The following is a 26855-nucleotide window of genomic DNA, read 5'->3' on the forward strand; positions in this document are numbered from 1 at the left end:
GAGACGTGACCGCGTGCTTAAACATGCTCAGGATGAGGGGAGCCCCGTTGCCCCAGAAAGCCCTCTATGAGCCTCAAATAATCGAGGTGAGAGGGAAGGGACGAAAGTCTATGAATCCCACAACGGTTAGAACCATATGTAGTGGAACACATTCGAAAGATTGTTTTGTCTATACCACAAGTTAATCAGATAATTGATATAAAAAGTGTTTATTTTGGAATTAATCATGTAATACTTGGCATTGATATTAATTTCAAAGACAAATTAACAACAGATGAAATAGAATATATAATTGATGAAATAGAACAAAAAATAAAACAATCATACCCATTCGTAAAGCATATATACATAGAAGCAGAGAGTCAACCCGTAATAACTAAAAAATCAACTTAAATATTCTCATTTATATGATGGTCTCAGAAAATCTTTTCAAATCATTAAATCATCACTCGGCAAACACATCATTGACCAAAATAATCATATCAAAAGAGTATAAAAAATTATTGTTCAAGTTTTAAAGATGGATGTCTAGAAAACCTAGTGCTTTGGCTCTGGGATATTCCCGATGTGGATGGAGCGACATCTAAATGGTGTTAAGAACATAGCCATACTTTAATGAGAGGTGTGAGATGGGGGATGAGTGAGCCCCCGAGCCAGCAGATGTGCCTGAAATAGATAGCTATAGAAATCTTTAATAGCGAAAATGTACGGTCTAAGTTTTTTCTCATTTTAGGTTTCAAAACAATGATTTTTCTGTAAGAGAGATCTTATAAGTGTTTAAGCTTATGTGAAAAACATTATGATTTATAAGTTAGAAAGTGTTTTAATTTACTATGAGCGAGACAAAAAGTGATCTCATTGTAATAAAATTAGGAGGTAGTGTGATAACTGATAAATCAAAAGAAAAGTTTATAAAAAAAGATACATTAAATAGGCTCAGTCGGGAAATTGCAGAATTGCAGGTCAGAACTATTATAGTGCATGGTGGGGGAAGTTTTGGGCATCCATTAGCCAAAAAATATAAAGTGAGTTCAGGATTAGGAGGATCGACTTTAATAGGGGCAAGTTTAACAGAGTCTGCTATGAAAGAACTCAATTTATATGTAGTAAATTCCTTAATAAATCATGGAATACCTGCAGCATCAATCTCACCATTTTCAATAATAGTTACTGATACCAAAAAAGTTTGGTTATATTTTTTTGAAACTATTAATCTTTCATTAAACATAGGTTTCACACCAGTACTTTACGGTGATGTTGTGCTCGATAAATCTAATGGATTTTCCATATTATCTGGTGATAAAATGATTATAGAATTGGCGAAGTATTTTAAACCTAAGAGTGTAATTTTTTGTTTGGATGTGGATGGCATCTATACATCTGATCCTAAGATAGATAAAAACGCTAGACTTATAAAAGAACTAACCATTAATGATGCTATAGAGATAGCTAAAAGTAGTGGTAATTCTGAAAAAGATGTTACTGGTGGTATAAAAGGTAAACTAGAATCAGCAATTGAAATAGCACGCATGGGGACTGATGTAGTATTCATAAATGGGAATAGGCATGGTTTACTTCAAAAGACTTTAAAAGGAACGATTGAGATAGGTACATTACTCAGGGGGTTAAAGACTTGAGTATAAGAAAGAGAAAAGGCGAGCATGTAGATATTGTAGTTAATAAGGATGTAAGTTTTAAGACAAAAACAACGGGATTTGAATGCATAGAGTTTGTGCATCGTGGAGCCACTAGATTAAAAATAGATGAGATAGATATATCGACGACATTTCTAGAAAAGCATTTTAAAGCACCATTACTCATCGGTTGTATGACTGGAGGTTATGAGGATGCGGAAAGGATTAATCGAGGTTTGGCACGCATAGCTCAAAAACTAGGTATCGGAATGTGTGTAGGCAGCCAGAGAGCTGCGCTTAATCATCCTGAATTAGCTTATACGTTCTCAGTAGTTCGTGAAGAAGCTCCTGACATATTTGTAATGGGGAATTTAGGAGCAGCACAGCTTAAAGAATATGGTATGAGTGGCATTAGAAAAGCTATTGAAATGATTAAAGCTGATGCAATAGCAATACATTTTAACCCCGTGCAAGAGGCCGTTCAAATTGAAGGTACTCCGGACTTTAGTGAGTGGTTTAACACGTTGTCTGATGTTTCGAAAGATGTTGGTATACCTATTATAGCAAAAGAAATAGGGTTTGGTTTCAGTTATGAAGATGCAGTACTACTTAAAAAGGTTGGAGTAAGTGGTATAGAAATTGATGGGGCCGGCGGTACAAGTTGGGCTGCCGTAGAATATTATAGAGCAGAAACGGCAAATGACAAACAAAAAATGGAACTTGCAAAATTATTTTGGGATTGGGGAATACCTACTGCTGCATCATTATGTGAAGTTCTATCTCATGTGGATTTACCAGTTATAGCTGGTGGGGGAATAAAAAATGGTATAGAAGTAGCTAAAGCTCTCTCTTTAGGCGCTTCATTGGTCGCTATTGCGCGACCGATATTAAAAGAGTTAATACAGGGTGGGATTGAGAATGCCGCTGATTTGATTAATAAATATATACTTGAATTGAGGACAACAATGTTTCTTGTAGAGGCTAAAAACATACTGCAACTTCAACGAAAACCTTTAATAATAAGAGATTGGTTAAAAACATGGTTAGAGTCTAGAGGTATTAATACTATGCGTTGGTCATCGAGAAGTGATCTAAATGAGCAAATTGAATGAAGAATTAAAATTTTACGCGGACTTAATCACTAAAGAAGCTTTATTACGCATCGATAAGATACAGCCACCCGAGTTAAGAGATTCATGTGCACATTTGATTAAAGGTGGCGGTAAGAGATTGAGACCTTTTATAGTAATTACTGTTGGAAGAGGATTTGGTATGAAAACCGACACATTAATACCAGCTGCTTTAGCTGTTGAGTATATACATAATTTTAGTCTTATACACGATGATATAATAGATCAAGATGAAGTGCGTAGAGGGTTAAAGACTGTACACACGGTCTGGGGTACTTCAATGGCAATAATTGCTGGTGACATGCTTTTTGCTATGGCTTTCACAACACTTAATGAACTTGAAAGATTTAGTATTCATTCCAATAGAATTCAAATTGCAAACAACTTACTCGCATTAGCAACACAACGTCTAGCTATAGGACAGAGTTATGATATTTTATTTTCTAATGAAAAGTATGTAAATGTAGATTCATACTTAAAAATGATTTATCTTAAAACTGGTGCACTTTTTGAATGTTCCTCTGAAATGGGCGCCGTTATCGCAGGTGTTAAAGGTGAAAAAAGAATAACAATGAGACGTTTTGGAAGAAACCTAGGAGTAGCATTCCAAATTATAGATGATATACTAGGTATCATTGGCGACGAGAAAGTCACAGGAAAACCTGTAGGTAATGATATAAGGGAAGGCAAAAAAACGCTACCTATCATTTATGCGCTAAAACACGGAGATACCAAAATAAAAGAATTGTTGAAAAAGAACTTGGGTAACAAACTAATAACGCAAGAGGATGTGAAAGAAATACAAGATATATTGCTTAATACAGGAATAATAGATTATTCATATAAATTGGCTAAACAATATGGAGAAAACGCAAGAAAGAATCTAACTGTATTACCAAATAAAGATCAGAAGGAACTTCTTGATGAACTTATAGAATTCATACTGGCACGAAACTATTAAGTGAGAATTATGAGTTTCGATGAGAAAATTAAAGAAATTGCTTTAAAACATGCGTTACTTAATGCTGTAAAATTTGGAGGTAAAGCCAAGGTAGATGCTGTAATTTCAAAAATTTTATCAGAACATCCGGAACTCAGACAAAATATAAAATCCCTAGTAGATCTAGTCAAAAAAATAGTTGAACAAGTGAATTCAATGTCAGTCAATGAACAAAAAGACAAATTATCACAAATATGGCCTGAAGCGTTAAGTGAACAAAAGATAGAAAGAAAAGAAAAACAATTACCTCCCCTACCAAATGCTGACAAATACAAACTCATTGTTACTAGGTTTGCTCCGAATCCAGATGGACCACTCCATTTAGGAAGCGCAAGGCCAATAATCCTATCACACGAATATGCTAGAATGTACAAAGGTAAATTTATCTTAAGATTTGAAGATACTGATCCTAAATTAAAAAGACCAATACTCTTCATCAACAAGTCGACTGAGAAAAAGGAATACGATTATATTAGAAGAGACGTTGAGTGGTTAAGTGCTAAATGGGATGAAGAATATATACAATCAGATAGAATGGACATCTATCTTAGGCTTGCAAAAGAATTAATAGAAAAAGGAGGAGCATACATCTGCACATGCAGTCAAGACACATTTAAAAAATTCAGAGATGTGGGCAAACCATGTCCACATAGAGATCAAGATGTACAAATTAATCTAGAACTCTGGGAAAAAATGATTAATGGATCATTTGCTGAAGGTAAAGCAGTTCTTAGAGTAAAGACAGACTTAGCTCATCCAGATCCTAGCGTGCGAGACTGGGTTGCATTTAGAATTGTTAACATAAAAAAATATCCACACCCTAGAATAGGTAGAAAATATTTCGTATGGCCAACATATAATTTTGCAGCAGGAGTTGACGATCATTTAATGGGAATAACACACGTACTGAGAGCCAAAGAACATCTAACTAACACAGTAAAACAAAGCTATTTATACAAACATATGAACTGGCCAATGCCAGAAGTAATAAGCTTTGGTAGAATGAAATTGGAGGGAGTGGTACTTTCAAAATCTAAAATAAGAACAGGTATTTCAAAAGGTGAATATTATGGATGGGATGATCCACGATTAGGCACATTAATGGCATTGAGAAGAAGGGGCATATTACCAGAAACTATCAGGGAAATAATCATAGATATAAGCACAAAACCAATTGAGGCAACAATATCATGGATAAATCTAGCGGCACTCAACAGAAAACGCTTAGAAACAATAGCAAATCGTTACATGTTCGTCAGAAACGGACCATGGAACGAACCACCCAAACTAACCATAACAAACATAAATTCACTAGAAGCGCACCTACCATTCCATCCCAATCATCCAGAAAGAGGTTTTCGAACATTAAAAATTACAACAACAAATAATGCTACAACAGTATACATAGACTATACAGACATGTATGAAAATAACATAATAAAACTCTCCCCAGGACTTGAATTAAGGTTAATGAGTCTCACTAACATCAAAATAGTCTCAATAAAAGAAAAAGAAATCATCGCAAAAAACATTGGAAACAATCTAGAATACGCAAAAAACAAAGGGCTAACAATCATTCAATGGGTTCCAACAGACAATAACGTAAAAATAAAAGTTGTCATGCCAGGTCAAATAGTTTACGGTGTTGGTGAACAAAGTATCTCTAAACTCACACCAAACATTCCAGTACAATTCTACAGGTTCGGGTTTGCAAGACTTGATACAATAACCGAAAAAGAAATAGTCTTTTATTATTCGCATGATTAATTTTTACCATAAAACAGAGCTTATCCACTAGACAACCCACACGTCTCTAAACGTGAAATTCCATGTTTTCAGTCCATTATCATGATCAGATGCGTATTCCTACGTAACTTAAAACCCTTCTACTATTGATAGTAAGTTTAACCTTAACTAATATTATAATAAATCTTCACTAAATAAGAAGCAAAGGTTTAATCTATTGAGTTTTTGCTTGTGTAGTAGGTTATGAGGTTTCTGTTATTTTAGCTTGCTGTACATGTTTTACGTAGCGTAGTGTCCATTTATATTTTCGTGGATCTCTGCCCATGAAGTAATTTTTTCTACATTTGCTTGAACAGAATCTCAGTATTGTTCCATCTGTTTTTACAAATATTGTTCCAGTTCCTTGTATAATGTTTTTACCACAGAATGAGCATTTGTAGACCATGATTTTTACCTCACTGTAAGTTTTCTAGCTTCTCTTTCGGTCTCTCTTAGCATAAGAATGTCGCCTATTTTAACTGGTCCCTTTACATTTCTGGTTATTACTCTTCCTTTATCCTTTCCTTCAAGTATTTTTACTCGTACCTGTGTTATTTCACCAGTCACACCAGTTCTTCCTATAATTTGTATTACTTCAGCTGGGGTTGTATCCGTTATTTGTTGAGTTTGACTTTTTTCACTCAATTTCACCACCTAACTAAAAAATTCGTTAGTTGTTTATAAAATTATATTGTTTCATTTCTTTACTTTTGCTTTAAGCTCGGAATATACCGCGACCAATTCATCATAGAGTGACTTTGCTTCTCCAATTTCTATAATTGCTATCGATGCTGCTGGCACTTCTATTCCTGCTGCTTCACCTAATGTTTTCTTCGATGGCACATACAGGTATGGAATATTTCTCTCATCACAGAGTAAAGGTAATGGTGCTACAATCTCTGGAGGATCTACGTCTTCAGCTATTATAACCATTTTTGCAACTCCTCTTTCTACAGCTTTGGTTGTTTCATTTGTACCTCGCCTTAATTTCCCTGAGTCTTTTACTTTTCTTACTAATTCATATGCCTTCTCGGCTATTTCCGAAGGTACTTCAAATTTTACATAAAATGGTTTTTTTGCGGACACATCGCTCACCTATGTTCATAGCTTGTTCATATTCTAACGTTTTAACTGCTATAAAAATGTGTCGCAATAAAAATTTTAGAACCTTAATAAAGCTAGTACTTAATCAGTCAAACCTACATGAATATTCGATGAGAAAGCTCTAAGATTTTAGTTTTGGTGTGAATTACCAATATACTTATGTATATGTTTATGATTTCGGAGACACTCTCAAGCGAGTTTAATAGGTTCTGCTCTGGCATAACTCAAAACTCTGTAAAGTCCTAAGAACCGTTTATAGTGATTTCTTGTCGGCTTCTTTGTAGATATCCTGTCTAAAGAGTCTGGTTGATCTATTTTGTCAATAAACTTATTAGGGTATTTTATTTTTAGAATATAGTTATGCCATTAAGACAGCCAATATTAGTTGTTTTAGGTCACGTTGATGTTGGAAAAACATTGTTGTTAGATAAGATTAGAGGTACTGCTGTTCAAATGAGGGAAGCTGGAGGTATAACTCAACATATTGGCGCATCATTTCTACCAAAGTCAACGATTGAAAAGATCTGTGAGTCTTTGAAAACGCGGTTTAATATTAATATCAGGGTTCCCGGAATTTTAGTTATTGATACTCCAGGTCATGAGGCATTCTCGAATTTGCGCGTGAGAGGTGGTTCTGTTGCTGATATGGCTATTCTGGTTATTGATGCACTAAAGGGTATTGAGAAGCAAACGTTAGAAAGCCTTGAAATACTAAAAGCTAGGAATACTATGTTTGTTATTGCATTCAATAAGATTGATAGGATCCCAGGTTGGAAGCCGATGAATACATTTTCGTTTTTGGAATCTATCTCTAGGCAAGAAAATACTGTTTATGAAAATCTTGAGAATAGAATTTATACACTTATGGGTGAATTGTCTAAGCTTGGTATCTTAGCTGATCGATTTGATAGGGTAAAGAATTTTGCTAAAACTGTTGCAATTATACCTACTAGCGCTGTGACTGGTGAAGGTATTGCTGAGCTTTTGGCTGCTGTGAGTGGCATGGCTCAAGCTTATATCTCATTACGTCTTAGTTATACTGAAGGCCCTGCTAGAGGTGTAGTTTTAGAGGTTAAGGAGGAAGTAGGATTAGGCCCTACTCTTGATGTGATTATTTTTGATGGTATATTACGTCGTGGAGATCTCATAGTAGTAGGTTCACTTGAAAAACCTATAATTTCTCATGTGAGAGCTATTTTAATGCCTAAACCGCTTGATGAGATGATGTCTCCTGAAGATAAGTTCAAGAATGTTAATGAGGTTATCGCAGCAGCTGGTGTGAAGGTTGTCGCCCCAGATATTGAAAGTGCAGTAGCTGGTGCACCTTTTATAGTAGTTGACAAGCCTGAGAATATTGAGAAAATTTCTAATGATGTAATGAATGAAATACGCTCTATACGAATATCTACTGATAGAATTGGTGTTATTATTAAGGCTGATGCATTGGGCACACTTGAAGCTTTTACTAGTTATGTAAAGTCGATGAATATTCCAGTAAGGTTGGCCGATGTAGGTCCAGTATCTCGTAGAGACATTATAGAAGCATTTATTTCAAAAGAACATAATAGATATTATGGTTGTGTGTTTGCGTTTAACGCGAAAGTTTTGCCAGATGCTAAAGATGAAGCCTCAAGTAAGGGGATTCCAATCTTTTACAACAATATAATCTATAGAATTGTGGAAGAATATCGGGAATGGGTTGAGAAACTTAAGCTTGAAGAGAGACAAAAAGAGCTATCAACATTGATATTGCCTGGAGCTATTAAAGTTTTACCTGGTTACGTTTTTCGTAAGAATGACCCCGCCATATTTGGTGTAGAAATACTATCAGGCAGAATTAGATCAGGATATCCCCTTATGAAAGAGAATGGACAACTGGTAGGCACAATTCTACAGATACAAGAGATGGGCAAGCCATTGCAAGAGGCAATAAAAGGCCAAAGTGTAGCTATATCAGTAAAGGGCGATATTTATATTGGAAGAAATGTGAAAGAAAATGAAATACTTTATGTAAAAATTCCTGAAACACACTTAAAAATGATACTCACCAAGTACAGATCAGAACTATCACAAGATGAGATTATATTACTCGAAAAACTAACGAAACTGTATTTTGAGACAAAGATTTAATTTCATTCATTATGATGAATTTTGTTAAATAGATTAACCTTTTCCCTGCCTCCTGAAGAAGTATTTTCTGAAGTCTTTGAGAGCATTCTTTAGCAAGTGTTACTAAATAGAAGATTTGTTAGTGATAAGAGGAACAGTAACTCTAAAATAGTGTTAAATTAAAAGATGTCAGGAATGAATTTTAAAGGAAAACTTTTTTGGGAAGTGTATTATATGAGAATAGGATAAACATGCCTGAATTTAAAGTGGTGATTAGTGATCCGAAAACTGGTAAATCGCAGCAAGTAACAGTTTCAGGAAAGGATGCACAATCGTTAATAGGTTTAAAAATAGGGGATGTAATAAGTGGAACATTGTTTGGAATGCCAGATAAAAAAATAAAAATCACAGGAGGGTCTGATAATTCTGGTTTTCCTATGAGAGCGGATCTGCCGGGTGGTGCTAAACGTAAAGTCTTGTTAGCGGGACCTCCAGGTTATAGGCCAAAAAAGAAAGGAGAGCGTAGACGCGTTATGATTCGCGGAAATACTATAACCGAGGACATAGTACAAATTAACACTATGATAGTTTATGAATAAACTGAGGTGAATCAAATCGCAGATAAGGTCACTGTGCAAGAGGAACGACCTGAACTTAAACAACCTCTAATCAACATTGGTACAGCTGGACACGTGGATAGTGGAAAAACTACATTAGTATTAAGCTTAAGCGGTGTATGGACTGCGAGGCATTCAGAAGAATTACGAAAAGGAATTACCATTAAGCTCGGGTATGCAAATACATTAATAATGAGGTGCCCTGTTTGTCCTGAACCTTATAAATGGACTACTTTAGCTTTGTCACCAGATGGAAAATGTAAAAGGTGTGGATCAACCTTAGAACCGGTAAGATTTATTTCTTTTGTGGATAGCCCTGGGCATGAAATGTTAATGGCTACCATGCTTTCTGGGGCTGCTGTGATGGATTCAGCCATCCTTGTTGTCGATGCTACCCTACCATGCCCTCAACCTCAGACTAGGGAACATTTTAAAGCATTAGAAATTATGGATGTAAGAAATCTCATAGTAGTTCAAAACAAAGTAGAAGTTGTGTCAAAAGAAAGAGCTGTGGAAAGTTATAAAGAGATTAAGGATTTTTTAAAAGGAACTTTTGCTGAAAACGCTCTTATCATACCTATTTCAGCTCTTCATAAAGCAAACCTAGATTTATTAATTGAAGCTATACAAAAATATATGCCGAACCCAGCAAGGGATGAAAGTAAATCTTTGACTATGCATGTAATTCGTTCATTCGATATAAATAAACCTGGAACACCAGTTGAGAATTTACACGGTGGCGTTTTGGGAGGTACAATCCTACAAGGTACATTGAAAGTAGGTGATGAAATTGAAATCTTGCCTGGAGCTAAAATTAGAAAAGGTGATAAAATAACGTTTCTTCCTATCATAACTAAAGTCACAGGTTTGAGAAGTGGTGATATTGAATTGGATGTTGCTCGTCCTGGTGGTTTAATCGGTGTTTCAACAGAGCTTGATCCTTCATTAACAAAGAATGATGGAATGATTGGTAATGTAGTAGGGAGGCCTGGGCAACTGCCCAGACCTGTAATGAATATAACTGTTGAGTATAAATTATTTGATTATGTGATAGGTATGAAGGAACAAGTAAAGGTAGAACCTCTAAAAATTAAAGAGGAACTTGTGTTAAACATAGGTGCGAGCAGAGTCCTAGGTGTCATAACCTCCATGACTAGCGATGAATTAGTGTTCAAGTTAGGAGCGCCGGTTGTAGCATACAAAAATAGTAAAGTTGCGTTAAACAGAAAAATTGCTAACAGATGGAGACTAATTGGTTATGGAGTGCTAAAGGATTGAGAGCCAAAAATATGCTTATTTTAATGGATACAAGCTTCATTTTAGCTTGTGTTGAAAAAGGTAAAGATCTTCTAGCAATAGTTGAGAAAAAATCTGATCACGTTTTTAAACCTGTAGTTCCTCACGTTGTTTTAGATGAACTGAGATCTATAATGTCTAGAGGAGGCAAACGTGGTCGTTTAGCATTGTTAGCTCTTGAAATGGCTAATAGATATGAAAAGTTATCAGATAAGCTAATGCCCAATGAAGATGTGGACAGTTTTATAATAAGAATAGCCTTTGAGAAAAAATTAATTGTTGCAACAAATGATGTGCATTTGAGATCACGTCTTAGAAAACTAGGAATACCTCATATTTATTTACGATATGATGGTAATGTGGATTATTTCGGACTTTGAAAACTGCAAAAGTATAAATAAACAAATATATATGGGTATTTAATAATGCTCAAATGATTGTTAATTGGTAGGTGTGGCGTTCATGTATATGCTCTGTAAAATAAAAGGTATTGTGAGAATACCAGCAGATAAGCTTGGTGAAACATTAGAGGATACTGCAAAGAAAATTTTAAGGAGTGAGTATGAAGGTAGATTTATAAAAGATCTTGGCTATGTTCTTTCTATATTTGATGTGAAGGTTTCTAGATTTGGTAAAATTTTACAGGGAGATGGCGCATCATACCACATCGCTAAATTTAGTGCACTCACTTATATGCCTCACGATAAAGAAGTTATAGAAGGAGAAATTATTGATGTGAAAAGTTTTGGATTAATCGTAAGATCTGGCCCCCTTGAGGGATTAATTCACATCTCGCAAGTTATGGACGATAGAGCAAATGTGGACGTTCGTCGAGCGCTTTGCATTGGAGAAAAAACTAAACGCACAATAGGTAAAGGTGACAGAGTAAGAGCTAGAATAGTTTCAGTTAGTGTGTCCGGATCGTCGGTTAGAGTAGGATTAACCATGAGACAACCATTCCTTGGAAAAATAGACTGGATAAAGGAAGACATTGAACGATCAAAAGGTATGAAAAAGGAGATGAAAACTGTTGGCTGAAGAACGAAGAATTACACTTGGAATGAAAGCATGTATAAAATGTAAATACTTAGTTGAGGATAAAGAAATTATTTGTCCAAATTGCGGAAATAATACTTTCACAAAGAACTGGAGTGGCGTAATAATATTGTACAAACCAGAGCAATCGGCACTGGCACAAATGTTAAACCTAAAAAAACCTGGTAAATATGCAATAAAAGTAAAAGGTGTAGTTTAGTTGGTTAAACTAACTGAATTACCTAGAGGATATGTAGGTATACCTAAATTATCCGAAAAACGGAATTTGAGAATTTTTTTAAAATACCCTCTTGGTCTCTTATTACCATATCCGCATCCTGAATCAACAAAACTTGCAATAAAATATCTGTCAGAACTTGGTTCGAGTAAAGTAATTTTAGTTGGTGATAGAGTATCATATAATTTCATCAGCGAAGGTTTTAGCCCAAACGTTATAGTTATTGATAAACGCGAGAAACGAAATAGTATAGATGATAGATGGGTTTATAATTGGGCTAAAATAATTAGGAATGTAAAAAATCCTCCAGGAACAATAAGTAAAGAAGTGTTAACAGTTATTAAAGAATGCATCAATGAGAACAGATGTGCTATAGTTGTTGATGGTGAAGAGGATTTGCTTGTACTCCCAGTAACACTTTATTCCGAAGACAACACAGTAATATTCTATGGGTTACCTGATGTAGGATTAATATTGGTGAAAAGCGAAAAATCTAAAAAGATGTTTATTAAAAAAATATTGGAGCGAGTGAGTAAAAATGGGTGAAGAAATACAATTTGAAATAATAAAATCCGTAGAAAATCCATTACTAGAACGAAAAGAGTATATGATCAAATTAATACATATAAAATCTGCAACACCGTCTCGTCATAATGTCAGATCATTCTTTGCATCAAAAATGGGAGCGCCTGTAGATAATGTAATCGTAAAAAGGCTAAGAACTTATTACGGAACTAATGTAACTTTTTGTAAAATTCATGTCTACAATTCACCAGAGAAAATCATTGAACCAGAATACATTAAATTAAGAAACTTACCAAGATCTGAACGTAAAAAAGCATTGGAAGCAATGAAAACTGGAAAATCTGAAGCTAAAAAAGAACAAAAAAGTTAAATAATAGAATATAATCAAGACTATCGAGGTAAATCAAATGGCAAATGTTCATAAACTTTATGAGTATGATTATTCAACAGGTAAAATAAAACCAAAAAATCAGAAATGTCCTAGATGTGGTTCCTACATGGCTTTTCATAAAGAACCAATACCAAGATGGACCTGCGGAGCTTGTCACTATACGATTTTTCTGAAAAGTAAATAAAAAAAGTTTAGAAAACTTATATAAATAGCAAGAACTCCCGTTGTGGGATTCATGGACTTTCGTCCCTTCCCCCTCAACCTCATTGGGGGCTTTCTGGGGCAGCGGGGCTCCCCTCATCCTGAGCATGTTTAGACGTGCCCATTCGGTGCCAATTTACCACCACATATCGGGCACGTTCATGCATTCTTTAATACACTAAACATCTATAAAAATCTATCTATTTGGGAACTGCTGTCCAACCCTTAACCTCTTCATATCTTAAGAATGAGACTTTCGGATACAAATAAGCACCAAAAATTTCCTCTCCTTACATAAACAATGAGAATAAAATATTGTTATATTTTGGTTTAAAGTAATTTAGGACGGAACTATGTCCAAGTTGGTATTGGGTATAGAAAGTACAGCGCATACTTTTGGTGTTGGTATAGCCTCATCGGATGGACGTATATTAGCTAATGCAAAAGATATCTATAAACCTCAGAAAGGGGGTATTCATCCTAGAGAATGCGCTAAACATCATGCGTTAGTTGCAAATTCAGTATTAAAACAAGCTTTAACACAATCTAATGTTAAACTGGATGAGATAAGTGCGATAGCAGTAGCATTAGGCCCAGGATTAGGGCCGTGTTTGAGAATTGGAGCCACAACTGCAAGAACACTAGCTCTCCTTCTCAATGTTCCTTTAGTACCAGTGAATCATGGCGTGGCACATATAGAGATAGCGAAATTAACTGCTAATGTGAAAGATCCCTTAGTTGTATTTGTTTCTGGAGGACATACGAGTATCATGGCCTACATGGATGGTAGGTATAGAGTATTTGGAGAAACATTGGATGTTGCTTTAGGCAATTTCCTTGATTCATTAGGAGAAAAACTAGGGTTCCCATTTCCGGGCCTTGTAAGCATAGAAAAAAATGCAGAATCTGGTAAACAAATACTTAACCTACCATACACAGTGAAAGGTCAAGATCTATCATTTTCAGGACTATATACATCTGCACTTAGAGCAATAAAAAATGGTGCTAGAATAGAGGATGTATGCCTCAGCGTAGTAGAGTATTCGTACAGCATGTTATGTGAAGTTGTTGAAAGAGCATTAGCGTTTTTAGGAAAAGAGGCAGTAATTCTTACTGGTGGTGTGGCAAGAAGTAATAAGCTTCAGAAAATGCTCAGTGTTGTTGCATCATTGCATAATGCAAGCTTTCATGTAGTTCCCGATGAATATGCCGGTGATAATGGCGCTATGATAGCGTGGACCGGGGTGTTAATGTACCAGAATGGCATAACAATCCCGGTTGAAGAAAGTAGTGTAAAGTCTCGTTGGAGAATCGACGAGGTTGACATACCATGGATGAAATAACATTAGAAACAACAAAAAAACAATTAATAAAACGAGGCGCAGAATCAGAAATTTGGCTTGGTGTATGGCTAGATCTTCCAGCAATATTTAAAGTAAGAATCTCTAAACCATATAGACACACAATGTTAGATAAAATAATAAGGGAACATAGGACAATATCTGAGGCAAAAATTATGGCGGAGGCATTGGAGATAGGTATTAACGTTCCAATCATATATGATATTGACTTAGACGAAATGACAATAGTAATGGAATATATAGAGGGGTCAACGCTAAAAAGTATACTTGAGATTAATCCTAGCGAGGGAATTAAATGGGCTTATGTACTAGGTACTATAATAGGTAAGCTTCATAGAAATAATATTATGCACGGTGATTTGACCACGTCAAACGTCATAGTACGGAACGACAGGCTGTATCTTATAGACTTTGGGCTTGCAGAAAAAACAAATAGATTGGAGGATCATGGATTAGATTTACACCTTCTCAACCGTATACTTGATAGTAATCACCACAAAATAGCAACACTATTCCTTAATGAAGTTCTAAAAGGATACTCTGATGTTGTAGGTAGTGAAAAAACTAAACTTATTAAAGAAAAAATGAGAGAGATAAAATTAAGAGGACGATATATTCATGAAAGAAAACTTAAGAATGAATTGCAGTAAACCATTTAGCAAATTCTAATAATGCCTTACCCCTATGGGAAAAGATATTTTTTTCATTTACATCCATTTCTCCAAATGTTTTCGATGATCCATCAGGTATAAAAATCGGATCAAACCCCCATCCCCTCCCTCTTGGTTCAAAACTTATCTTACCCCTTATTTCTCCAACAAATACCTTAACTATTTTTTCATCAGCGTAAGCTATAGCAGCTTTAAAGATAGCGTCTCTCTTTTCTACATTACTCATGAGTTTAAGTATGCCATTTACTCCTAAAGTTCTATAAACATATGAAGAATATGGTCCAGGAAAACCATTTAATGCGTTAATGTATAATCCAGAATCTTCTACTATGAGAGCTTTTTTTAAAAATCTATAGGAATCTTCAGCTGCACGTCGCGCAATATATTCTATGTCATCTGCTTGGACTTCATCTATATCAAGATTAACATCAGTTATATCGATACCAAACGTTTTTAAAAAAGTCTCCACCTCACGTACTTTATTTTTATTCCCAGTAACAAATATTATTGTTGCCACATTAGTTAGACTAGTGAAAAATATATATTACTACTCGTATAAAATCATGTAAGGTGTAAGCCTTGAATAAGAACCGCGAAAAAGGTAAATCACATAGTACACGACCTATCTCACCTAACGAAAATTTAATTAGAAAATATAGAGCTGAAGAGGTCCGTTCACTAATAATTAATCTAGCTAGAAAAGGACATCCACCATCAATGATTGGAATAATCCTACGTGACCAGTACGGTATACCTCTGGCTTCATTAATCACAGGGAAATCCATAACACAAATTCTTAAAGAGGAGAATCTAGCTCCACAAATCCCTGAAGATTTAGTAAACCTCATTAAACGTGCAGAGAGAGTTCTAAGACATTTGCAAGAACATCCCAAAGATAGTAAATCTCTCAGAGGACTTGAGAGTATTATCTCAAAAATTAATCGGCTAACCAAATACTATAAAAGAGAAGGCATTTTACCACAAACATGGGAACATGGCATCACATTACCACGATAAACATTTTAATGTATAATTAACATCATTCTCATGAATAGAAAGTTTTAAATCCCATTCTAGAGATTAAGTGATTGTCGCTATGAGCTATGAAAATTTACTTAGCATTATAAATCAAGCTGTAGATCTATTAAAGAAATCAAATAATGTTTTTATTGTATCACATTTTGATGCCGATGGATTGTCATCAGCAATAATTTTAGCCTCGACAGTCTATCGCATGAGAATTCCATTCCAATTAAGAATTGTTGATCAGCTTGACATTGACATAATGAATAATATACTATCCAATAGTGCAGATACAGCGATCTTAGCAGATTTTGGTAGCGCAATTTCCAGGAAATTTTCTAATGAAAAAACGAACAAAAAAGTTATAATAATAGATCATCATGAAATACCAGAAAAAGATCTTCCTTCATGGGTATTAGAGATTAATCCACATGAATACGGATTTAATGGCAGTGTTGATGTTAGTTCAGCAGGACTTAGCTACTTATTAGCTAAACATCTGGATGAAAAAAATATAGATCTTGTAAGATTTGCGTTAGCAGGTGCTATAGGCGATCAACAAGATCAAGGACCTAAGAAAAGTTTTGTATCAATTAATTCAAAAATCGTTAATGAAGGTGTGGAGTCTGGTTACATCTCTGTAAGAGTACGGCTTTTACTTTCTGGATCACCCACAACTACACCAATAGTAAGAGCAATCGCTAACACAACAGAGCCTTATTTAGCAGGGTTAAGTGGAGATGAGCAGGCATCATATGAATTCCTAAAAAACATTGGTATAAACCCAGAGATTTCAGGACGTTTAAGAACTTTGGCAGAATTAAATGAAAATGAATTAAAACTGCTGGCATCAAGACTAGTTTTACACATCTTAGGATATGGCGGGACTGCAGAGCAAGCAGAAAATCTCTATGGACATGATTATATATACGTAAAAGATAATATAATACCAAGCATAAGAGAACTTTCAGCTTTTTTAAACGCATGTGGCAGGCTTGATATGGAGTGGTATCCGATAGAAGCATTCATATTAGGTAAAATTGAACAACAAAACGTAGTAGATATCATAGGAAAGCATAGACAAATAATTGCTAAAAAACTTGAAATATTACAAAATAATGCTGACATCATAACTAAAGGTAAATGGATAAATGCTTTCAAATTAGAAGATGTTGGTGATAGAATGATGGGCGTAATAACAACAATTGCTCTGAACAGTAGAATACTTGGTGGATCAATGGTTACAGTAGGCATAACTAAATCTCGTACAAAACCTGGTTATTTAAAAATTTCAGCCAGAGCACCGAGAGAATTAATTGAAAAAGGTATAAATGTTGGCAAAGCAATCAGCAAAGTAGCTGAAAAAGTAGGCGGAATTGGCGGAGGACATGATGCTGCCGGAGGAGCGCAAATACCCGAAAATTCAGAAAAAGAATTCATAGAAGAATTCGATGAAATAATAGATAAACAGATAGGTGGTTATCATGATACAGATTAAAGCAAAAGTAACTTTCAATTTTCTACAACCTTTAGCAAAAACTATAGAATGCGCATTATATCCTGATAATAAACCATTACCACATGACCTAAAATTAGAAAGCAAATCAACTAGTAAAAAATTATTTATCTATATTGAATACAATGGTGATAATGTACTCAGACTATTCTCAACAATAGATGAGCTAATAGAGACGATATCTCTCACAATTAAAACATCCGACCTAGTAAACTCTTTTAATTAATAAGGTAAAAAGATATGAACACAATTTCATAAATAAAAACAAAACATTTATGTAGAGATATTTTATTAGTGTGTTGAGTGGTGCAAAGATGCCTGTAAGGACAGTTAAAAAAGCCCCAATAATGTGGGTTCCTGTGTATGCTCCAGAGACATTCGGTAAAAGTGAGATAGCTGAAATAGCCACAAGAGATATCGAAAAAATAGTAGGTAGAACGGTGGAAGTCAGCCTCTACGAAATAACGAAGGAAATCGAACATCAATTCATCAAATTAAAACTAAAAATCACGAAAGTTGAGAACAACAAAGCCTATACAATGTTCATTATGCATGACACAACAAGAGATTATATCAGAAGTCTCGTGAGACGAGGAAGTTCAAGAGTAGACTTAATAACAGATATGAAAACTAAAGATAACTGGATTGTTAGAATTTTTGTAATGGCAGTCACAATAAGAAGAGTGTCAACCTCCAAAGAACGTCAAATACGTAAAGCCATGTTACAAGCATTAATTGAGCACGTACCACAACTTACATTGGATGAACTAGTCAGAGAAATGTTATTAGGAAAGCTAGCATCATTAATGACTGAGAGAGCAAAGAAAATCTATCCATGTAAAAAAGTTGAAATACGAAAAAGTAAATTAATCCGAAAAGAAGAAGTATTCTCTACCCACGTAGCCATACAAGAATCCGTCAAAATAACTTCACAATAGCAATCTACTAGTTGATTATCTACCTTTAGTTGCAACTATTTTTACAACATCCCTATGCTTAAGTTTATAATTCTCACCTACTTTTTGTTTTGACCTAACATCAATAGCATATAAAAAGCTCTCACCCAAATCACTATGTATCTTGTATGCAAACTCTCTAGCAGTAATGTCACTAGGAACAAGAAATACATCTGGTAAAATTCTTCCCTCGTGGTCGCTCAGAGAATTAACATCTTCAACAGGAAAAACGGCAATATAATTAAGCAACTTAAAGTATGTTAGTTCTAATGCCTCTTGAACACCAGTAGAACCATAAACATCAAGAACATTCTTCCTGATGTATTCTAATGCTTTAGAAACTTTTTCATTAAGATGATCCTTGACAACGAAATCTTTTGAACCAGGAGTATAATCAATAAGCCCTTTTTGCTGGGCAGTCCTTAATATAAGTTCAGCCTCAGCAGAAGCAGGTATAATAATGTAATTTCTGAGCTCTTTCTTCATAACATCAATATATTCTTTAGACTGGGGCAAGTCAGCCTTATTAGCAACAATAAGCATTGGCTTACCTTTAAACAATACCTCGCGAATAAATTCAAGCCGATCATCAGAACCCCATAATCTTAATGGTTTGTTAATAAGACTACTTTTCTCAAGTACGTTAGCAATAGCCCAACGCGGTATTGAATAACCTGATAATTTTTGGTAAAAGAATTCCACAACATCAATTGAGCCTTGGTGTTCAACACTTCTTATATCTCTATCCCATGATCTTTCAAGATTCTGATACACCCACATAGTGAACTCACGTTCGATGAACTTTACATCCTCTAACGGATTTCTAGTGCCAGGAGGAACAATGTTACCTTCTGCATCAGTGCCGCCTGAAGCGTCAACAATATGTATTAAGGCATCAGCTTGTCTTAGATCATCAAGAAACTTATTACCTAAACCCCTACCTTTCCATGCATCAGGCACAAGACCTGCCACATCAATTACTTCGACAGGCACGTATCTAATCCCATTGATACACTTAGAATTCCTAGGATTATCAATTACATTAAACTCACGACACACACATTCCACACGAACATTAGCAATTCCTTTATTCGGATTGATTGTAGTAAAAGGGTAAGGAGCAATCTTAACTGGAACCATAGTAAGCGCCATGAAAAAAGTACTTTTACCAACATTTGGCTTACCAACAACACCCACAAGAGGCAAACCAATACACCTACTATTTTATCTAACAACACGTATATAACCATAAAACTAAACTTAAAAACCTAAGAGCTTATACGAGACTTGAGCAATTTTAAACATCATGGCAGGACTCTTTAACAATTTCACCATAGCTTGTAGATAACTATTTCTATCACCATTAAAGATACCTATAAAATCGTCAGGTTCGAGGATTCTAAACACATTATTTAAATCCTTATCGTCAAGATTTTCAAATAAAAGCCTAGCCTTGAGACCCACATTGATCATTTTACTATACCTGTGAGAACGAAAACGTTGCACATACTTTTTAAGAAAACCTTTAGAAAAATCATTACTTTCTAAAGCCTCAACAGCAACCTCTCCTGCAATCTTTCCAGCTACTGCAGAAGGCCCTATACCCTCTCCAGTAATTGGTACAACATGACCGGCTGCTTCGCCACAGATCATTAACCCATTCATGACTGGATCATCAATTTGCCCAGATAAATCAATCACGCCAGCATTAACCTTAATGATACTAGAATCCTTAAATAAACTAGGATTTTCAAAAATAAATTTGTTCAGATAATCTCGCAAATTTACACCCCTAGCTCCTAATCCAACATTTGCAACATTAATATCCTTCGGAAAAATCCATAAATAACCCAAAGGCGCATACTTTCTTCCAAAAAATATATGTATAGAATTGTTATCGTTAAGTAAAACGTTCGCCATGGTATATTGATAAGCAGGTTCAAGAGTTCTATCATTACGACCTATAAGCACCCTACTAATTCCAGTAACACCATCACAAACAATCACAATCTTGCTATGAATCTTAATATATTCTCCATTACGAGAAACAATCACACCAGAAAACTTGTTACCATCTTTTTTTAGAAAATCAACAACATAAGCGTTCATAAGTACATCAGCACCGTTTTCCATACCCTCAAAGACCAACTCTCTTAATAAGAGACGTTTATCAACCACATAACCTGAAAGGTTTACTTTCTCAACAGGAACATACATGGCATTAGAAGCTTCAGGAGGATAAAGCCACGCACCACTAATTCTAAATGCACGAATCTTTTCCGAAGGTGAAATACCCATTGCTTCAAAAGCAAGGTTAGTAACTCCCTCAGCACAAGCTTTCACAGCAAAATCACTATTTTTCTCTACTAAAAGAACACGAACACCGCGTTTAGCCATCCACTTAACAGCAGTGGCACCAGCAGGTCCACCACCAACTATAACCACATCATACTTCATAATAAAAACAAAATACACAAACTATATAACCTTAATTTCATTATGGGGTTTTACATCATTAGACTATGTTTTTTTATCTGGGAGCTCTTAAAGTATTTTGTACGCATAAGTATTTCTCTCAATGTTTGATATTGTCGTTGTGTTCTTTTTTCAGAATTCCCATACACCTTAATCTTCATAACTGTTCCTTCAGTTTATGCTTGGACAACCTTATCAATATCACTTTAACTAACAATCACAGTCTACAGCTCTTTCCCTATATAGCAAACCTTCAGATTAAGACTTTCCTTATCTTTACTATGAAAGCAAAAAACAAATACAAAATTACTCGTAAAATTATGAAAAATATAGCAAAAATAATGCATTAAATTTTATCATAAAAAACATCATGCATAGGTTAAATTTAATTGAATTTAACAAAAATTTATAATTACTATGGAACAAAAAGCAGATAATCACCTTTTATCTTTCACACGTTTTATGCTTCCTACTTTACTTCTTTTACTACAGATTCTCATACTATCACCGATCTCGACACAAGCATTTTGTGTAAATTTAGATCCTAATCCTAAAACTATAACTATCGAGCCAGGAGAGTCAGCTAACATTACGATTTCTATATCAACAGCGTTGAATATAAACTATGGAACGGAGAAATTTAGTGCGACAGGATTACCACCTAATACTGATGCATTGTTTTCACCATCAGAAATACCCTATAATAATGGTTATCAAGGAATAGCTCATCTTACAATAAGGTCATCATCTAACACTCCTAAAGGAACGTATACAGTGACAATACATTTAGTTGGCTCAGGGCCAGATAGTTTTCCAGGCAACACAGCAACCATAACCTTAATAGTAGGGAAACCATCTTCTCCAACCTCTCCAACTACAACTCAAACAACATTTCCGAGCTCATCATTATTTTTATACATCATAAGTATTATTATAATAGTAGTTATAGGAGTAATAATATTTCTATTGCGTAAACGCTAAAAATTATCTTTTTTTGTATATTTGTTCCTTTATATTAGATCTTCATATCTATCATCGATTTACCGTCTGGCACCAATTTATTCATGAGAATATGCTTTAGTATCATCGATGAATTCTCTGTAATTATGTATATTGTTGAATTTAGAGGTAATTGAGAAATAATATCAGAAAGAGTTATGATCACTTGACTGCATTCAATACCTATTGTGAAATAGGTGAAATCAAGTGGTGTCTCAAAACAGGCAACATTTTTTGTTTTAATTAAACTTTTAATAATGATATTTCTTTTGGCTTGCTTAAATTCATTCTAATTATCCATGAATCTTCATAATTCATAGTCTGTGCTATCCATGGTATTTGACAATTTTTTGATTTATCTCCTCTATTTCCTGTGAGGAGATTTCTGAACTATGTAGTTTATTGCGTACAGAGTTCTTAATTATTTATTGTACAGTGTTCGTTTCATGTTTAGACAAAGTATAAAAATTAAAACGTGAGCATTAAAAGTTAATAACCAAATGAAATTATGTAGTGTTTTAATAATATAAACAAAATTTTAGCTTTAGTTTATGGTGTAGTTTGATATGGTTGATTACCAGTTATTATCTGAAGAATTATAGATATTATAATTAGTATTATTAAGAATATTATGATAGGAAGTAGTTTAGTTTCAATAAATGCTATAGCAAATGCTATGGCATCCTTTTTATCTATTTTTTCTCTAGAAGCCAACATCTTGTCTCATCATCGTTATTAATTTTTATTAATGGAGGGGTTTCTTTAAAACATTTATCAACTGCATAGGGACACCTATGAGCAAATGGGCATCCATTTATTAGGATTGTAGGATTTGGTGGTTCTCCTTTTAAAATTATTCTATTTCTTTTTATTGTTGGGTCTGGTATGGGTACGCTTGAAAGTAATGCTTGCGTATATGGATGTTTAGGATCTTCGAATAAGACCTTTGTGGGTGCTTTTTCAACTATCATTCCCCTATACATGACTGCTATTTTTGTGCTCATGTAACGTACTACTGCTAGGTTGTGTGTTATAAATAAGTATGCATAACCATGTTTTTCTTGTAATTCTTTAAGGAGATCTAATACTTGAGCTTGAACTGAAACATCAAGTGATGCTGTCGGTTCATCAAGTACTATAAATTCAGGATTAACTGTTAAAGCTCTTGCTATCACTACACGTTGACGTTGTCCTCCACTAAGCTCATGAGGATACCTATAAAGATGCTCTTCACTCAAACCCACTCGTTCCATAAGTTTTACAGCGTAATCATACATTACTGATTTAGGAATATCATGATATTTCATAACTTCAAACAGCATATCTTTGATTATCATTCTAGGATTAAGTGATGCATAAGGATCTTGAAATACCATTTGAACTTTACTACGATATTTTTTAAGTTCTTTTTTATGTATTTTAGTCACATCTTTATTATCATAGAATATTTTCCCTCTAGTAGGTTCTATTAATTTTACTATAAGTCTTCCGACAGTTGTTTTGCCACAGCCAGTCTCTCCAACAAGTCCTAACGTTTCTCCCTTGTTTACTGTGAACGTAGCGTCTTCTACAGCATAGATATACCCAACAATTTTCTGGATAATCCCACTGTATATAGGAAAATATTTTGCTAATCCCTCTACTCTAAGCAATTCAGGCATTTTAGCTTCCCTCCATGTATAAGTGACATGCTACATAATGTTCTGGTTGAATTTCTATAAATTTTGGTATGGTCTCTCTGCATATATTCATGACATATTTGCATCTTGGGTGAAATGCACATCCTGTAGGAGGATTTACTAAATCAGGGACTGTCCCACTTATACTTTGTGGTTTTATGTCTCTATCAACTCTAGGTAATGCGGAAAGCAATCCTTTAGTATATGGATGCAGAGGTTCTTTAAATACATCCTCGACTTTTCCAAATTCGATTATCTTTCCTGCATACATGATAGCAACCCTTCTAGCTATTTCTGCAATAACACCTAAGTCATGTGTGATAAATATTACTGATGTGCCATATTTTTTCTGTATTTCCTTCATAATTTCAAGTACTTGTGCTTGTATAGATACATCAAGAGCTGTTGTGGGCTCATCTGCAACTACTAGCTCAGGTCTTAATGAAAAAGCCATAGCTATCATTACTCTCTGTTTCATACCTCCACTGAGCTCATGAGGGTACATTTTCATAACATTTTCAGGTGCTGGCATACCAACTTCTTTTAACATTTCAATTGCTTGTGACCATGCTTCTTTTTTCATTTTTGTCTTGTTTTTATCCTCATTTTTCATATGATGCATCAATACATCAACGAACTGGTCACCAATACGGAAAACTGGATTAAGATATGTATGAGGATCTTGAAAGATAGCTGTAATTTTTTTACCTCTTATCTTAGACATTTCTTTAGGATCTAATTTTAAAAGATCCGTACCATTAAATAAAATGCTACCATTTGTCACGGTAGCATTAGGAGGTAAAAGTCTCATAATAGTAAATCCTGTAACTGTTTTACCGCTTCCTGTTTCCCCGGCTAAACCGATGATCTCACCTTTATTGACGTCAAATGTTACACCATTTAATGCTTTCACAATACCTCTAAATGTGCGAAATCTGACAACTAGATCTTTTACTTCTAATAACCTCTCCAAAAAATCACCTCCTGAGCCTTGGATCTAATACATCTCTGAGTCCATCACCGACTAGGTTAAACCCTAAACTTGCAAAGAGAATTGCTAATCCAGGAAATAAAACTTCCCAAGGTGCCTGAAAAATGTAACTTGAACCTCTAGCAGCAAGTTGTCCCCATTCAGGTTCAAAAGGTGAAGGCCCTAATCCTATGAAACTTAATGCTGCAGCAGTTAACATTACACCGCCTATATCTAACGTAGCAACAACTAATAGTGGATATATTGAATTGGGAAGAACGTGCCTTAAAATAATTCTCCACGAAGGTATACCTAAAACCTTTGCAGCTTGTACATATGGTTTTTCCTTTTCAGCTAAAAATTGGCCTCTCATAATTCTAGCATAACCACTCCACCAAATTATTACTAATGCCAACATAAGATTAGTGAATGATCTACCTAAAACTTCTGTAATTGCCATAGCCAGTATAAGTCCTGGAAATGCTAAAAACACATCTGTAACTCTCATAAATAACTCATCAATTTTCCCTCCAATATAACCAGAAATGCTGCCTACCAATATTCCTATTGATAACGCTAAAAATACAACAGTGCCTGCAATCCAAAGATCATAACGAGCACCTAACACTATCATGCTTAATAAATCTCGTCCAATGTCGTCAGTACCGAATATATACTTCCAACTCGGTGGTTTATGTTGATTTGCGTAATTAACACTTTCCGCTATTTTTGGATCAACGATGAATGGTCCTATGATTGCTAGTATGATGTAAAACACAGCTATACCAAATCCAAGAACAATAAGTTTATTTCTACTCAAAAGCCATAAAGCATATTTCAAATCCTTTAAACGAAGCTCTAATTCCATTCTTCTTGAAACTCGTGCTTCTTGTGAAGTCATATCATCACCTCTAATACTTAATCCTTGGATCAAGCCATGCATATATGATATCTACAACTAAGTTTGTAAAAACATAAATAAAAGTAGCTAGAACAGTAAAACCAAGTATTGTCGCTGAATCATTATATGTTATTGCTCTTACAGCTAACCATCCCATACCTGGAAATGCAAAAATAGTCTCAGTTATCACAGCACCACCTAACATTCCACCAAACATAAGACCACTAATAGTGGTTACAGGAATCATAGCATTTTTCAAGGCATACTTATAATAAATTCTACGCTCAGGAAGACCATAAGCTTTAGCAGCTGATATGTAATCTTGCCTAAGAACCTCAAGGAATGAAGACCTAGTAATCCTAGCAATCACGCCTATATTAAGAAATGATAAAGTAATTGCAGGCAATATTAGATGGTTGAAAGCATCCCATGCCATAATCCAGTTCCCTTGAATCAAAGAATCCAGAATCATCAACCCAGTTATTTTTTGAACAGGATAACTTAAAATAAGTATTGGATCATAACGACCAGTACTTGGAAGATACGGTAATCCATTATTTTTAGTCCAATATGTAAAAATGTATTGAAGCATAAGAGCTAACCAAAAAACTGGTGTTGATATACCAACTAAGGCTGTAAACCTGGTTGCATGATCCACTAAACTATTACTACGTAACGCACTAATAATACCTATAGGAATCCCAATACCTATTGTAAGCAAGAACGCAAATATCGTTAACTCAACAGTAGCAGGAAAATGAGCAGCAATAGCATTAATAACAGCATCATGAGCAGTTTTTGACCATCCCCAGTTGAGCGTGAAAAGATCTTTAATATAAATTGCAAACTGAACAGGAAAAGGTTGATCAAGACCTAATTGCTTTCTTATAGCAGGTATTGCGGATTCAGGGGTCTTCTCGGTAACATATGCAGCAGTGGGATCCAATATTATCCTTGAAATGTAAAATGTTATTAAAAGAACACCTAGCAAAACTGGAAACAATAATAGAAGCCTACGTGCTACATACTCATAAAGCTTCATATTCCCCCTAAATATGAAAACACGGAACTATTTAAGTATTCTCTTATCAGAATATAACCTACATCACACTATCAACATTATCTTTGTATGAAAATTTATTCTCAAAGCATTCGGAGTTAACTAAAAATGCAAAATACTCACTTACATGCTAAAAAGTTAATGTAGAGAGTTTGTATATTATAATAAAGAATTATGAG

The 26855-nt window shown here is 34.7% G+C and carries 32 protein-coding genes; 21 read left to right on the forward strand and 11 right to left on the reverse strand.

The genetic code is table 11. The features are described from left to right. The first annotated feature begins 141 nt into the window (after nt 1-141). The 5 genes from QW128_03045 (at nt 142) to QW128_03065 (ending at nt 5531) form a co-directional block, all read left to right on the forward strand. Nucleotides 142-393: a cation transporter dimerization domain-containing protein gene (locus QW128_03045; protein ID MEM3832561.1), complete on the forward strand. Its 252-nt coding sequence runs from the start codon at nt 142-144 to the stop codon at nt 391-393. Between the two features lie 440 nt (nt 394-833). Beyond that, entirely contained in the window at nt 834-1637 is an 804-nt protein-coding gene (locus tag QW128_03050; protein MEM3832562.1) for an isopentenyl phosphate kinase, read from the forward strand. Next, the gene (gene fni / locus QW128_03055) at nt 1634-2746 is read left to right on the forward strand and encodes a type 2 isopentenyl-diphosphate Delta-isomerase (protein MEM3832563.1); all 1113 of its coding nucleotides are present in this window, start codon (nt 1634-1636) and stop codon (nt 2744-2746) included. Before QW128_03050 ends, fni begins: the two co-directional genes overlap by 4 nt. Then, entirely contained in the window at nt 2730-3725 is a 996-nt protein-coding gene (locus tag QW128_03060) for a polyprenyl synthetase family protein (protein MEM3832564.1), read from the forward strand. The genes fni and QW128_03060 overlap by 17 nt, the downstream gene beginning before the upstream one ends. A 9-nt stretch (nt 3726-3734) precedes the next feature. After that, entirely contained in the window at nt 3735-5531 is a 1797-nt protein-coding gene (locus tag QW128_03065) for a glutamate--tRNA ligase (protein MEM3832565.1), read from the forward strand. 220 nt (nt 5532-5751) lie between these two features. On the opposite strand, the gene QW128_03070 is transcribed toward QW128_03065, so the two are convergent. The 3 genes from QW128_03070 to rpl7ae are packed head-to-tail and all read right to left on the reverse strand — an operon-like array spanning nt 5752 to nt 6635. Next, nucleotides 5752-5955 (reverse strand): 50S ribosomal protein L24e, encoded by a 204-nt coding sequence (locus QW128_03070; GenBank protein ID MEM3832566.1) that lies wholly within the window; start codon nt 5953-5955, stop codon nt 5752-5754. A 5-nt stretch (nt 5956-5960) separates the two neighbouring features. Next, nucleotides 5961-6194, reverse strand: coding sequence for a 30S ribosomal protein S28e (locus QW128_03075; protein ID MEM3832567.1), 234 nt, complete (start codon nt 6192-6194; stop codon nt 5961-5963). A 51-nt stretch (nt 6195-6245) separates the two neighbouring features. After that, complete coding sequence (rpl7ae, locus tag QW128_03080; GenBank protein MEM3832568.1) at nt 6246-6635, reverse strand: 50S ribosomal protein L7Ae; 390 nt, start codon at nt 6633-6635, stop codon at nt 6246-6248. A gap of 378 nt (nt 6636-7013) precedes the next feature. Here rpl7ae and infB point away from each other — a divergent pair, with 378 nt between their 5' ends. The 11 genes from infB (at nt 7014) to QW128_03135 (ending at nt 15076) form a co-directional block, all read left to right on the forward strand. Further along, nucleotides 7014-8783: a translation initiation factor IF-2 gene (gene infB / locus QW128_03085; protein MEM3832569.1), complete on the forward strand. Its 1770-nt coding sequence runs from the start codon at nt 7014-7016 to the stop codon at nt 8781-8783. 230 nt (nt 8784-9013) lie between these two features. Then, nucleotides 9014-9361, forward strand: a complete 348-nt coding sequence (locus tag QW128_03090) for a 30S ribosomal protein S6e (protein MEM3832570.1) — start codon at nt 9014-9016, stop codon at nt 9359-9361. A gap of 6 nt (nt 9362-9367) precedes the next feature. Then, complete coding sequence (locus QW128_03095; protein MEM3832571.1) at nt 9368-10657, forward strand: translation initiation factor IF-2 subunit gamma; 1290 nt, start codon at nt 9368-9370, stop codon at nt 10655-10657. Continuing rightward, nucleotides 10621-11055, forward strand: a complete 435-nt coding sequence (locus tag QW128_03100; protein MEM3832572.1) for a 30S processome protein Utp24 — start codon at nt 10621-10623, stop codon at nt 11053-11055. Before QW128_03095 ends, QW128_03100 begins: the two co-directional genes overlap by 37 nt. Nucleotides 11056-11137: 82 nt before the next feature. Beyond that, nucleotides 11138-11713 carry a DNA-directed RNA polymerase gene (locus QW128_03105; GenBank protein MEM3832573.1) on the forward strand — a complete coding sequence of 192 codons (576 nt, stop codon included), beginning with the start codon at nt 11138-11140 and terminating at the stop codon, nt 11711-11713. Continuing rightward, nucleotides 11706-11930: a transcription elongation factor subunit Spt4 gene (gene spt4 / locus QW128_03110; protein ID MEM3832574.1), complete on the forward strand. Its 225-nt coding sequence runs from the start codon at nt 11706-11708 to the stop codon at nt 11928-11930. The genes QW128_03105 and spt4 overlap by 8 nt, the downstream gene beginning before the upstream one ends. Continuing rightward, nucleotides 11931-12494 (forward strand): GTP-dependent dephospho-CoA kinase family protein, encoded by a 564-nt coding sequence (locus QW128_03115; protein ID MEM3832575.1) that lies wholly within the window; start codon nt 11931-11933, stop codon nt 12492-12494. After that, on the forward strand, nt 12487-12843 hold the full coding sequence (locus QW128_03120) for a hypothetical protein (protein MEM3832576.1): 357 nt from the start codon (nt 12487-12489) through the stop codon (nt 12841-12843). The genes QW128_03115 and QW128_03120 overlap by 8 nt, the downstream gene beginning before the upstream one ends. 37 nt (nt 12844-12880) lie before the next feature. Further along, the gene (locus QW128_03125; protein MEM3832577.1) at nt 12881-13048 is read left to right on the forward strand and encodes a 30S ribosomal protein S27ae; all 168 of its coding nucleotides are present in this window, start codon (nt 12881-12883) and stop codon (nt 13046-13048) included. Nucleotides 13049-13418: 370 nt separating this feature from the next. Then, on the forward strand, nt 13419-14408 hold the full coding sequence (gene kae1, locus QW128_03130) for a KEOPS complex N(6)-L-threonylcarbamoyladenine synthase Kae1 (GenBank protein ID MEM3832578.1): 990 nt from the start codon (nt 13419-13421) through the stop codon (nt 14406-14408). Beyond that, on the forward strand, nt 14396-15076 hold the full coding sequence (locus QW128_03135) for a Kae1-associated kinase Bud32 (protein MEM3832579.1): 681 nt from the start codon (nt 14396-14398) through the stop codon (nt 15074-15076). Before kae1 ends, QW128_03135 begins: the two co-directional genes overlap by 13 nt. Here the strand turns inward: QW128_03135 and QW128_03140 are convergent. Beyond that, nucleotides 15057-15614 carry an XTP/dITP diphosphatase gene (locus QW128_03140; protein ID MEM3832580.1) on the reverse strand — a complete coding sequence of 186 codons (558 nt, stop codon included), beginning with the start codon at nt 15612-15614 and terminating at the stop codon, nt 15057-15059. The genes QW128_03135 and QW128_03140 overlap by 20 nt on opposite strands. 62 nt (nt 15615-15676) lie before the next feature. On the opposite strand from QW128_03140, the gene QW128_03145 reads away from it, so the two are divergent. The 4 genes from QW128_03145 (at nt 15677) to QW128_03160 (ending at nt 18574) form a co-directional block, all read left to right on the forward strand. Beyond that, complete coding sequence (locus QW128_03145) at nt 15677-16114, forward strand: 30S ribosomal protein S15 (GenBank protein ID MEM3832581.1); 438 nt, start codon at nt 15677-15679, stop codon at nt 16112-16114. 79 nt (nt 16115-16193) lie between these two features. Continuing rightward, complete coding sequence (locus QW128_03150) at nt 16194-17618, forward strand: DHH family phosphoesterase (protein ID MEM3832582.1); 1425 nt, start codon at nt 16194-16196, stop codon at nt 17616-17618. Continuing rightward, a complete protein-coding gene (locus QW128_03155; protein MEM3832583.1) occupies nt 17605-17862 on the forward strand; it encodes a hypothetical protein in 258 nt (85 codons plus the stop codon). The genes QW128_03150 and QW128_03155 overlap by 14 nt, the downstream gene beginning before the upstream one ends. An 88-nt stretch (nt 17863-17950) precedes the next feature. Continuing rightward, nucleotides 17951-18574, forward strand: coding sequence for a 30S ribosomal protein S3ae (locus tag QW128_03160; protein MEM3832584.1), 624 nt, complete (start codon nt 17951-17953; stop codon nt 18572-18574). A 15-nt stretch (nt 18575-18589) separates the two neighbouring features. Here the strand turns inward: QW128_03160 and QW128_03165 are convergent, their stop codons facing one another. Both QW128_03165 and QW128_03170 read right to left on the reverse strand, forming a co-directional pair. Then, nucleotides 18590-19789 (reverse strand): redox-regulated ATPase YchF, encoded by a 1200-nt coding sequence (locus QW128_03165; protein MEM3832585.1) that lies wholly within the window; start codon nt 19787-19789, stop codon nt 18590-18592. A gap of 63 nt (nt 19790-19852) precedes the next feature. After that, nucleotides 19853-21049, reverse strand: a complete 1197-nt coding sequence (locus tag QW128_03170; GenBank protein MEM3832586.1) for an NAD(P)/FAD-dependent oxidoreductase — start codon at nt 21047-21049, stop codon at nt 19853-19855. Between the two features lie 435 nt (nt 21050-21484). Here QW128_03170 and QW128_03175 point away from each other — a divergent pair, with 435 nt between their 5' ends. Then, nucleotides 21485-22048: a hypothetical protein gene (locus QW128_03175; protein ID MEM3832587.1), complete on the forward strand. Its 564-nt coding sequence runs from the start codon at nt 21485-21487 to the stop codon at nt 22046-22048. 567 nt (nt 22049-22615) lie between these two features. Here QW128_03175 and QW128_03180 read toward each other — a convergent pair. The 5 genes from QW128_03180 to QW128_03200 are packed head-to-tail and all read right to left on the reverse strand — an operon-like array spanning nt 22616 to nt 26658. Beyond that, nucleotides 22616-22783, reverse strand: coding sequence for a hypothetical protein (locus QW128_03180; GenBank protein MEM3832588.1), 168 nt, complete (start codon nt 22781-22783; stop codon nt 22616-22618). Continuing rightward, entirely contained in the window at nt 22759-23727 is a 969-nt protein-coding gene (locus QW128_03185; GenBank protein MEM3832589.1) for an ABC transporter ATP-binding protein, read from the reverse strand. The genes QW128_03180 and QW128_03185 overlap by 25 nt, the downstream gene beginning before the upstream one ends. 1 nt (nt 23728) lies before the next feature. Further along, nucleotides 23729-24718, reverse strand: a complete 990-nt coding sequence (locus tag QW128_03190; protein ID MEM3832590.1) for an ABC transporter ATP-binding protein — start codon at nt 24716-24718, stop codon at nt 23729-23731. 4 nt (nt 24719-24722) lie between these two features. After that, nucleotides 24723-25658 carry an ABC transporter permease gene (locus tag QW128_03195; protein ID MEM3832591.1) on the reverse strand — a complete coding sequence of 312 codons (936 nt, stop codon included), beginning with the start codon at nt 25656-25658 and terminating at the stop codon, nt 24723-24725. After that, nucleotides 25627-26658, reverse strand: coding sequence for an ABC transporter permease (locus tag QW128_03200; protein ID MEM3832592.1), 1032 nt, complete (start codon nt 26656-26658; stop codon nt 25627-25629). The genes QW128_03195 and QW128_03200 overlap by 32 nt, the downstream gene beginning before the upstream one ends. Between the last annotated feature and the right edge of the window lie 197 nt (nt 26659-26855).

It is taken from the genome of Thermoprotei archaeon, from assembly GCA_038881895.1.
In the GTDB taxonomy this organism is placed as follows: domain Archaea; phylum Thermoproteota; class Thermoprotei; order Gearchaeales; family WAQG01; genus JAVZOV01.

What these genes read in the sequence shown, in the direction of transcription:
- QW128_03065 (MEM3832565.1), top strand. Translation starts at nt 3,735, where the DNA reads ATGAGTTTCGATGAGAAAATTAAAGAAATTGCTTTAAAACATGCGTTA.
- QW128_03180 (MEM3832588.1), bottom strand. Translation starts at nt 22,783, where the DNA reads ATGTTGGCTTCTAGAGAAAAAATAGATAAAAAGGATGCCATAGCATTT.
- QW128_03200 (MEM3832592.1), bottom strand. Translation starts at nt 26,658, where the DNA reads ATGAAGCTTTATGAGTATGTAGCACGTAGGCTTCTATTATTGTTTCCA.
- QW128_03155 (MEM3832583.1), top strand. Translation starts at nt 17,605, where the DNA reads ATGATACAGATTAAAGCAAAAGTAACTTTCAATTTTCTACAACCTTTA.
- QW128_03060 (MEM3832564.1), top strand. Translation starts at nt 2,730, where the DNA reads ATGAGCAAATTGAATGAAGAATTAAAATTTTACGCGGACTTAATCACT.
- QW128_03120 (MEM3832576.1), top strand. Translation starts at nt 12,487, where the DNA reads ATGGGTGAAGAAATACAATTTGAAATAATAAAATCCGTAGAAAATCCA.
- QW128_03090 (MEM3832570.1), top strand. Translation starts at nt 9,014, where the DNA reads ATGCCTGAATTTAAAGTGGTGATTAGTGATCCGAAAACTGGTAAATCG.
- QW128_03185 (MEM3832589.1), bottom strand. Translation starts at nt 23,727, where the DNA reads ATGCCTGAATTGCTTAGAGTAGAGGGATTAGCAAAATATTTTCCTATA.
- QW128_03050 (MEM3832562.1), top strand. Translation starts at nt 834, where the DNA reads ATGAGCGAGACAAAAAGTGATCTCATTGTAATAAAATTAGGAGGTAGT.
- infB (MEM3832569.1), top strand. Translation starts at nt 7,014, where the DNA reads ATGCCATTAAGACAGCCAATATTAGTTGTTTTAGGTCACGTTGATGTT.
- QW128_03135 (MEM3832579.1), top strand. Translation starts at nt 14,396, where the DNA reads ATGGATGAAATAACATTAGAAACAACAAAAAAACAATTAATAAAACGA.
- QW128_03070 (MEM3832566.1), bottom strand. Translation starts at nt 5,955, where the DNA reads ATGGTCTACAAATGCTCATTCTGTGGTAAAAACATTATACAAGGAACT.
- QW128_03125 (MEM3832577.1), top strand. Translation starts at nt 12,881, where the DNA reads ATGGCAAATGTTCATAAACTTTATGAGTATGATTATTCAACAGGTAAA.
- QW128_03175 (MEM3832587.1), top strand. Translation starts at nt 21,485, where the DNA reads ATGGAACAAAAAGCAGATAATCACCTTTTATCTTTCACACGTTTTATG.
- QW128_03150 (MEM3832582.1), top strand. Translation starts at nt 16,194, where the DNA reads ATGAGCTATGAAAATTTACTTAGCATTATAAATCAAGCTGTAGATCTA.
- QW128_03100 (MEM3832572.1), top strand. Translation starts at nt 10,621, where the DNA reads ATGGAGACTAATTGGTTATGGAGTGCTAAAGGATTGAGAGCCAAAAAT.
- QW128_03105 (MEM3832573.1), top strand. Translation starts at nt 11,138, where the DNA reads ATGTATATGCTCTGTAAAATAAAAGGTATTGTGAGAATACCAGCAGAT.
- QW128_03160 (MEM3832584.1), top strand. Translation starts at nt 17,951, where the DNA reads ATGCCTGTAAGGACAGTTAAAAAAGCCCCAATAATGTGGGTTCCTGTG.
- QW128_03195 (MEM3832591.1), bottom strand. Translation starts at nt 25,658, where the DNA reads ATGCATGGCTTGATCCAAGGATTAAGTATTAGAGGTGATGATATGACT.
- QW128_03170 (MEM3832586.1), bottom strand. Translation starts at nt 21,049, where the DNA reads ATGAAGTATGATGTGGTTATAGTTGGTGGTGGACCTGCTGGTGCCACT.
- kae1 (MEM3832578.1), top strand. Translation starts at nt 13,419, where the DNA reads ATGTCCAAGTTGGTATTGGGTATAGAAAGTACAGCGCATACTTTTGGT.